At 37.8% G+C, this 7,978-nt stretch carries 9 protein-coding genes and 1 pseudogene; 3 read left to right on the plus strand and 7 right to left on the minus strand.

Annotated features, from left to right (window positions below; genetic code table 11):
* From EKM78_RS12025 to EKM78_RS12035, 3 genes and pseudogenes are all read right to left on the minus strand, one after another.
* A partial coding sequence (locus tag EKM78_RS12025) for a hypothetical protein (protein WP_164507349.1) occupies positions 1-182 on the minus strand: 182 nt, incomplete at its 3' end.
* Positions 183-564: 382 nt separating this feature from the next.
* Positions 565-779: pseudogene (locus tag EKM78_RS13470) on the minus strand (DUF2922 domain-containing protein).
* Between the two features lie 33 nt (positions 780-812).
* Complete coding sequence (locus EKM78_RS12035) at positions 813-1,019, minus strand: DUF1659 domain-containing protein (RefSeq protein ID WP_125772539.1); 207 nt, start codon at positions 1,017-1,019, stop codon at positions 813-815.
* A 304-nt stretch (positions 1,020-1,323) separates the two neighbouring features.
* Here EKM78_RS12035 and EKM78_RS12040 point away from each other — a divergent pair, with 304 nt between their 5' ends.
* Complete coding sequence (locus tag EKM78_RS12040; protein WP_125772541.1) at positions 1,324-2,187, plus strand: hypothetical protein; 864 nt, start codon at positions 1,324-1,326, stop codon at positions 2,185-2,187.
* A 1,206-nt stretch (positions 2,188-3,393) separates the two neighbouring features.
* On the opposite strand, the gene EKM78_RS12045 is transcribed toward EKM78_RS12040, so the two are convergent.
* From EKM78_RS12045 to EKM78_RS12055, 3 genes are all read right to left on the minus strand, one after another.
* A complete protein-coding gene (locus EKM78_RS12045; protein ID WP_125772543.1) occupies positions 3,394-4,062 on the minus strand; it encodes an amino acid ABC transporter permease in 669 nt (222 codons plus the stop codon).
* An 11-nt stretch (positions 4,063-4,073) separates the two neighbouring features.
* Positions 4,074-4,916, minus strand: a complete 843-nt coding sequence (locus EKM78_RS12050) for a transporter substrate-binding domain-containing protein (protein ID WP_125772545.1) — start codon at positions 4,914-4,916, stop codon at positions 4,074-4,076.
* 181 nt (positions 4,917-5,097) lie between these two features.
* On the minus strand, positions 5,098-6,555 hold the full coding sequence (locus EKM78_RS12055; protein ID WP_125772547.1) for an amidase: 1,458 nt from the start codon (positions 6,553-6,555) through the stop codon (positions 5,098-5,100).
* A 252-nt stretch (positions 6,556-6,807) separates the two neighbouring features.
* On the opposite strand from EKM78_RS12055, the gene EKM78_RS12060 reads away from it, so the two are divergent.
* Entirely contained in the window at positions 6,808-7,035 is a 228-nt protein-coding gene (locus EKM78_RS12060) for a hypothetical protein (RefSeq protein WP_125772549.1), read from the plus strand.
* A gap of 105 nt (positions 7,036-7,140) precedes the next feature.
* A complete protein-coding gene (locus EKM78_RS12065; RefSeq protein WP_125772551.1) occupies positions 7,141-7,422 on the plus strand; it encodes a type II toxin-antitoxin system HicB family antitoxin in 282 nt (93 codons plus the stop codon).
* A 375-nt stretch (positions 7,423-7,797) separates the two neighbouring features.
* Here the strand turns inward: EKM78_RS12065 and EKM78_RS13005 are convergent.
* Positions 7,798-7,978, minus strand: a 181-nt coding sequence (locus tag EKM78_RS13005; protein WP_211334376.1) for a hypothetical protein, incomplete at its 5' end; no start/stop codon positions are given.

Here is a 7,978-nt window from a genome sequence, read left to right on the forward strand (position 1 = left end):
CGATTCAATGAAGCTTGCGTGGCATCATCTAATGTAGAACTATCGGTTGTTGTACTTCCATTATCGGAAGATTGATCATCTGCTTTAGCAGTAGAAGCGGTACTAAATACCGGTGCCGTAAGTGGTGCGATCATTAATAGCGTGGCAGCAGCAACTCCGGCATATTTAATAGATTTTTTCATGTGGTATTCCTCCTCAAAATTCTCATAATTCTTAGGTAGTACATTTATAAACTAACATTCTATTGATTAATTTTCAATAATAAATAGTATTAAAAATATTACCGTGATAGGAAGTAATGAAATATTAATACGTTAAAAATCGATCTTGGTTAGCTAATTTGTAAGATGCGTAATACCTAAATACCAACGAATGAATATTACAACATATTTCATGTTTTGAAAAGTCCAAAATTCATACTTTTGTATTTTTTTTGAAATTTTTGTGAATAAAAAAATAGATACCAACTCGTCTATCCCTTGCGAGTCGGTATCTACAGGCTATTTAATTATTTCAATTATCAGTTTATAAAGAAATATTACAATTGTGTGAATTTTTGAAAATCTATCCCAAAATAGGATTTTCTGTACGTTCGATATACTTAGCGCCCACAATTTCATCAAAAAGCGAGATATCGTCTTTTTGAAATAACTTGCTAGCGAGGATCTTCTCCATCGCTGTTTTGGTTGTGGCGCGTCCAGATTTTCTTTGACGTAGTTTAAAGACAAGTTGTTCTTCTTACCAGACTTTGCTTGGAAAGTTAATTGTAGTTTTTTCATATTGAACTCCTTAATATTTTATTGATGATGAGTTTAGCCAATGTACTTATCGTTGTCAGAAATGATGGCTGTGCTGAAAGTATCACCATCTGATAATAGTAAGATGCCATCGATCAAATCTTGAACTTGTTTATCAGTTGGTTTTTCAACAATATTGTTAAAAGTACGAACGATATATCCCTTTTTGTACTTTTCATCATTGTTAAATCTCAATTTAATTGTAGTTTTTTGCCAATCCATCTTCGCTACCCCGTTTCGTTTATTTGTAAGGATTTCAACCGGTTGTTTTAATCAACTTACACAAATAATAACGGTCAAAAAACGCAAAACGGAAATATTTATTCGTTAATACTATTTAAAAATTCTTCAATAAGAGTTATATTAATAACTGGTATTCGTTCCTAACAAATCTCTCATCGAAGTTTGTTCTAATTTGTCAATTCCTAACGAATTATAAATTAGTAAGAAGAGTAGGCGTCCAACGCGCCTGCTCTTTTTGTTTTCTCATGGTATAATCTGGACAATACTTCTTTGGAGGGTATATATGAAAAAGACAATCAGTTTACTAGTAACCATTAGTGCGTCTATGATGCTTCTTGCTGGATGCTCTAGTTCAAATGGAGGGGACAGCGGTCTTTACAATACTGCTATGGATCATGGTAATAGTGCTGTTAGCAAGAAAGACTACTCACAAGCTTTAGCTTACTTCACCTCAGCTAATGACGCTAAGAGCGATAAATCTGCTAAAGCCAATAAAGAACAAGCACAAAACTTGGTCGATGCTAAGAAATCAATGAATCAACTAGATTTCGACACTGCCAGAGATCAATTGAACGATGCGATCAACCAATCAAACGGCAGTTCACAAATGAAGAGCCAAGCTAAGTCTCTATTGAAGAAAGTTAAAAAGATCAAATCAAACCGTAGCGATTTGAACAAGAGTGTCAAGAATGCTTCAGATATGATCGACAATGGTGACAACACAGCCGGAATGAGTTTGTTGAAGACAGTCCTTGATTTCAAGGGTATAGATGGTCAGTATTACTCTGATATTTATAAGAAAGCTGTTAACTTGTTGAGAGACAACAATTCCTCAGCAAGTTCAACTAATACTTCATCAACATCATCTGATAGCAATGGTAATAACAGTAATAGCAATGATTCAACTAGTTCAAACTCATCATCAGACAGCAGCAATCCTGCAGCCAATGGACACTTTGACATCGAATCTAGAAAAGTCGATGGTAAAACCATTACCGACAGTGACATTTCTAAAGCTAGACAAGATCTAACCGATCAAGGTGTTAAAACCGTTGCTGCTTGGAGCGATAACGACATCGTTAAAGCTATCAAGAATGCACATAAAGATGGCCGGACTACGATCAAACCGTCAGATATCAAAAACTAATCGATCCACATAAAAAGCCGACGAATTCATCGTCGACTTTTTATTTTTCTCAATTTTAAGGCATCAAAAAAGCCATTGGCCCAGACACCAATGGCTTTTGTTCAACAAAGACGGGCGAATAACCTTAACTCGTTCGTCTGTTCGTGGCAGTCCCATCGAAGTTCAAACTAAAGAGAGTCTTTGTTGATGATAAAGAGTTGCTTAGAACAACTTACCTAAGAAGCCCAATACGAAATCTGTTAGGTATGCTGAAGTATTTCTTAAGAAATAAAATAAATTTGAAAAAATGGTAATTCCTCCTAAGTTTGTTTTTCGATAGGTTATTGATATTCGCCCTACTCGATATGAACATATTAACACAATGGTTCTTAAATATAAAAATAATTTTCAAACGTGGTATATACTGATTTTTCAAAGTATTGATATGACGCATTATCGGAGAAACAAAATATTTATCAGTTGATTATCATCTTCAATTTTGAGATAATGCATAAGCAATATAAATAATCCGTTTAATTTAAAACAATTTTGTTTCAGTAATTCGGATTATTGTATGTATTTTTATAAATGTTTACATTTTTGTCAGTATATTAAAATTATATTACGAACATAAGACCAATCTGTTTTATTTAAATTGATTAGGTTATAATATGTTTGCATTAGAAGGGATGGATTACGATGCTTGCAACAATCTTAAACGGATTATTTATGTACGGTTCAGTAATTTTAGGTACATTCTTCGGAGGAATCCTTTAATAATAAATTAGGCGGACATTTAGATCCGCCTTTTTTTGTGCTCTTTTTTCATTCAATGACCAACCAATTACAAAACAATTAATACATAAAAATCGAAGTTAGTATAACTAAACCCAACTTCACACTTTCTTCACATTTAGGTAATACTCTACAGGCGTAAATAGGAAAAAGTATCTCCTATTTACGACCTAAACCTTAATTTAAACCAAAATATAAATGATTTTTATAATATAGCATTCCTCCCTCCCTCAAGAGATGCACCGCTTCCCCCCAGAAGCGGTGCTTTTTTGCTTCTAACGAGCTTTTGATCTGATTGCTATTAATTACACGAGAACAGCTTTTAATGCAGGATAAGTCTATTTTGGACCATTTAAAAACGCCCCCAAAACCAGGAGGCGTTTCTACCGTTATATAGTGTTTTTGATTATGTAACCTTGAATTCAAATTTAACTAATCTAGCTTCAGTTTGTTTTCCAAACCAGTCTGCGCTATTGTCATCAACCAGCAGAAGAACCAGTAGATAAGGGCGATCGTGATATAGATCGTCATGTAATCTTGGTTGGCTCCGGCAATGATCTTGGCTTGCATGAACATTTCACCTACGGTGATCATGGCGGCTAAAGATGTACCCTTGAACATATCTAATAAGATATTTCCTAGTGCTGGTATGGCGATCCGGAAAGCTTGCGGGAAGATGATGTGTCGCACGACTTGACGATAACTCATCCCTACCGAAAATCCACCTTCCCACTGACCAATATCAACAGCTGAGAAAGATGACCGGAATACTTCCGATACGAAAGCACTGCATATTACCGTAAAGGAAATAATCGCCGCAGGAAGCGCCTCAGCGCCGAATCCGAAGTAGATGATGAATAAGACGACCAGCATGGGAACTCCCCGCATAAACGAAATATAGGCCTTTGCGGGCCATCTCAAGACCCTTTTGTTACTTAACTGAGCCAGTGTTAGAAATAAGCCTAAAACATTTGCTAAAAAGAAACTGATGGCTGTTAAAAATAGTGACATGGGAAAACCCATTAAAATGCTCGGCAAAGATGATACTGCTAATGGTGCATCAAAAAAATTTGGTATTGATAAATTTTCAATTCCAGACATTTATCTACGCTCTACTCAATATCAAAATGCTTAGTGATTTTTACAGTTGGTTTCTTAGTAACATCAGCATTATAGAATTTTTCTGATATTTTTTTGAGTGTTCCATCATCTTTTAGTTCTTTGAGGGCCTTGTTGATGTCCTTTTGAAGCTTAGAATTACCTTTTTTCATTACAAAGGCTACTCCACCTTCATCATCTTTGGTCGTGTAGTACAACTTCTTATTAATTGTTAATCCGTTATTAGGAATTGCTTCAAGTGCAAGCTTTTGGAGATAGTAATCGTTTAAAATGACGTCTGTTTTACCTTTTTTCACATCTTTTAAATACACGTCATTTGATACATTGTCATAATTAACTAAAGTTGCTCCTTGCTGTTCAGCCAGTCTTTGATAAACAGTTCCTGCTTCCCCAGCAGCTTTCTTTCCTTTTAGATCACTCCAGGAATTAATGCCTGAGTTATCAGACTTTCTGACAACCATGCTACTGAATGAATACTTGAATGGTGTTGAGAAAATAAAACCTTTCATCCGATTTGGGGCAACATTAAAATCATTAGCCGCAAAATCAGCTTTTCCAGTCTTGACAGCTGTTAATTGGCCATCAACGTTATATTCTTTGAACTCGATCTTTCTGTGGAGCTTTTTGGCAACAGCTCGGGCAATCTCGATTCCTTGACCTGTTAGCTTCTTAGTTTTCTTATCATGGTACGAAGTAGGATAAAGCGTCCCCGAAGTAGCAACTACCAATGGTTTCTCATTAGCAGACGCATCTTTCTTGCCGCATCCTACTAGAACTATACTTAAGAGCATCAACGCTCCTAATACTACAAAACTACTTTTCCACCTCTTTGACATGTAACAATCCTCCTTAAAATTAAGAACGTCTATTATTTTATCTTTGTGAAAAGTAGATTGCAAACGTTATCAGAAAATAGTCATATTTGAAGTAGTTTCTACGTAAAAAGCGTGATATCAACTGTTTTCCATGTTGACATCACGCTTATATTTTAATTAATATTTATTTCACAATACATAATTATATTTGTTCAGTTGGATGAAGAAATTTAAATTTATCCGCATCTTCAAACATTTTTCCAACTTTCAATAACAATGGCTCTCCGCCTTTACGAGCCGAAAATTCGATCCCTAGTGGAAGACCGAACTTAGTTACATGCGTTGGCAAACTCAAAGAAGGTTGACCCGTTAAATTAGCTTGTTGAGTAAATGGTGATAACGTTAACGATTGTTCGAAGAATTCCCAGATCAGATCGAGTCGTGCTTGTTTATCTAATTCAGTAACGTGTTTCATCTTTTCGATCGTAGCATCCCCGTACAACAGGTCGTCGACTTTTGGTGCTGGGTGGGCCGTGGCTGGGGTTAAGAACAAGTCATAGTCGTCATAAAATCGATCAGCTTGATAACTCGCTTCATCCCACAAACTCAAGCTTTGGCTGTAGTCGACGGCAGTGACTAATTTTCCTGCTTGGTAGATCGTCCAAGTCGTTAGCTGCATATCATCGATCGTAGCTTCTCGACCGATTGCCTGATTGATCGATGCAAACATCGTCGCTGTTTCGCCACCGTTCATGATGTAATACGACTTCATCAAAGCAATACCGTCAGTCTTAGGTTTAGCTTCTTCAACTTCAAAGCCTTGTTCTTCTAAAAATTTGACTGCATCAAGTACCGCTTGTTTGGCTTCTTCAGAAACTGGCGTATCGACCGGAGATTCGGTAGTATAGCCCACTTTTAAATTCTTAGGCAATGCGCCCGACATGAAGTTTTTGGGCAATAGCTCAGTTTGAAAAGGTGCCGCCAATTGCACTGTCTGCATTTCTTCCAAAAGGGTCGCTGTATCGCGGATCGAACGGGTCAATGCAAAGTTGATCGAAGCTCCTTGCCATCCACGCCAGCCATTAGGACCAACTGGGATCCGTCCGCGAGTAGGCTTTAATCCGATCAAGCCCGAAAAAGATGCGGGGATCCGGATCGAACCGCCACCATCACTAGCTGCTGCGATCGGCACAATGTCGGAAGAAACGGCACTGGCTGCCCCACCGGATGAACCACCAGATGAAAAGTTTTTATTCCAGGCATTGTGAGTTGGTCCGTAGAGATCAGGATCTGTGATATTCTTGAAGCCAAACTCTGGAGCATTAGTCGTTCCGACGATCGAAAATCCTGCATTTTGCAGCGATTTAACGTAATTATCAGTGATCGGTGCTACGTTATCTTTCAACAAAATCGAGCTACTAGTATCCGGTTCACCCTTTAGTTGCTGGCCTAAACCTTTGAGTAAAGTCGGTACGCCCGCGAAGGGTCCGTCTGAAACATCCGCTACTTCCGCCTTAGCTTTGGCGATCCTCGTATGAGTCACGGCGTTTAATTCTGGATTAAGCGCTTTGATCTTATCATTGGTTTGATCGATCAGTTCCTCGGGTGATACTTGTTTTTCTTTGATCATTTTTGCGATCGAAGTTGCGTCGTATGCCATCTAATTTCTCCCCTGCTTTTCTTATTTGGTGTAACGATTAAAGGGTATTGAAGTTTGTGAAAAAATGCAAACGTTAACAATTAAATGGCATCATTTTAGGCAATGACTAATTCTTAGCTCAGGAAGAATCCGTATTTCTTTACGGAAAAATCTGCAGACTTTAAAAAAACAGGATCGATTAATAGATTATTGCACTATTTCACACTCATATTTCTGTACAATAGACGTAAATATCAGTTGCGAGGTCGTTTTATGCATAGTTTTCCGGTGATTGTTTCTAAAATATCTGATCATTCATTCTCGGTCATTGCCCCACAGTTCCCTGAAATTTCTGGTTCAGCAGAATCGTTTAAAGAAGCAGTTGAGCTAGCGGATACTGAATTACATCGGATAGTTGATTCTGGAATTTTACCAAGAGCTCTTTCTGCCGCTGATTTAGCTGTTGGCGGGGATTCTTCCGTGGTTTTTATTTCTGTATAAAATTTTAGATTGAAATGATCAATTTTGACGTTTTTTCATTTTGTGACTAGCCTTTGAAATATCCAGTCTTTATACTTTGGTTAAAAATATTGACAAAGGTGAACTATGACTGAACATGCAGATTTCTTAGTATATCCTGTAATTGTTTCTAAATTTACAGACGATGGTGAATATTTTGTGGTAACTTCACCTAATATTCCCGGAATGGTCACTCAAGGGGATTCTTTTGTCGAGGCCGTCTATTGGGCACAAGATGCTATTGCTACGATGCTCGAAGGACGCGATTATCCAGAAGCCGTTGATCCAACTTCTTGGGTGCTGGACGATAATCAAAATTTAGCCTTTGTCTCGATCGACATGAACACATGGCTAGCTAATAAAGCTTAATCTACATAATTAGAGAGCAGAGAGGCACGGTCAGCTGCTGAGGATTAAAAGCACAGAGAGCGCAGCGAGGTTGGTCAGCTGCTGAGGATTAACGCGGGTGATCGCACAAGGTGCTGCGAAGCAGTGCCGCGACCACCCGTGTTAACCGGAGGCCGCTTCCTCGCGGAGCTCGTTTCAACATCCTTGAGGATAAAGATAAAAAGCACTATCCCAATTGTAGCAAGTTTAGATAACATAAATATCCAGCACTATTTTATGCAAACTAAATCGTACCTGCTGACAGTTGCTAAACCGGAGGCAGCTATCTCCCGGAGCTCGTTTCAACATCCTTGAGAATCAAGATAAAAAGCACTATCCAAATTTCAGCAAGTTTAACTAAACAAAATGGCTTGCACTATCTTGCATCTGCGAATCAGTTTTTCTGACAGTTTTTAAACCAGAGGCCACTGTCACCTGGAACTCGTTTCCAACAAAAAAAAGAGAATGTGACATAAGTGTTCTCTGTACAATAAAAAATGGACGAAAACCGATTTTTGGTTTTCGTCCATTTTTTGTT

The organism is Companilactobacillus furfuricola (assembly GCF_003946325.1).
In the GTDB taxonomy this organism is placed as follows: domain Bacteria; phylum Bacillota; class Bacilli; order Lactobacillales; family Lactobacillaceae; genus Companilactobacillus; species Companilactobacillus furfuricola.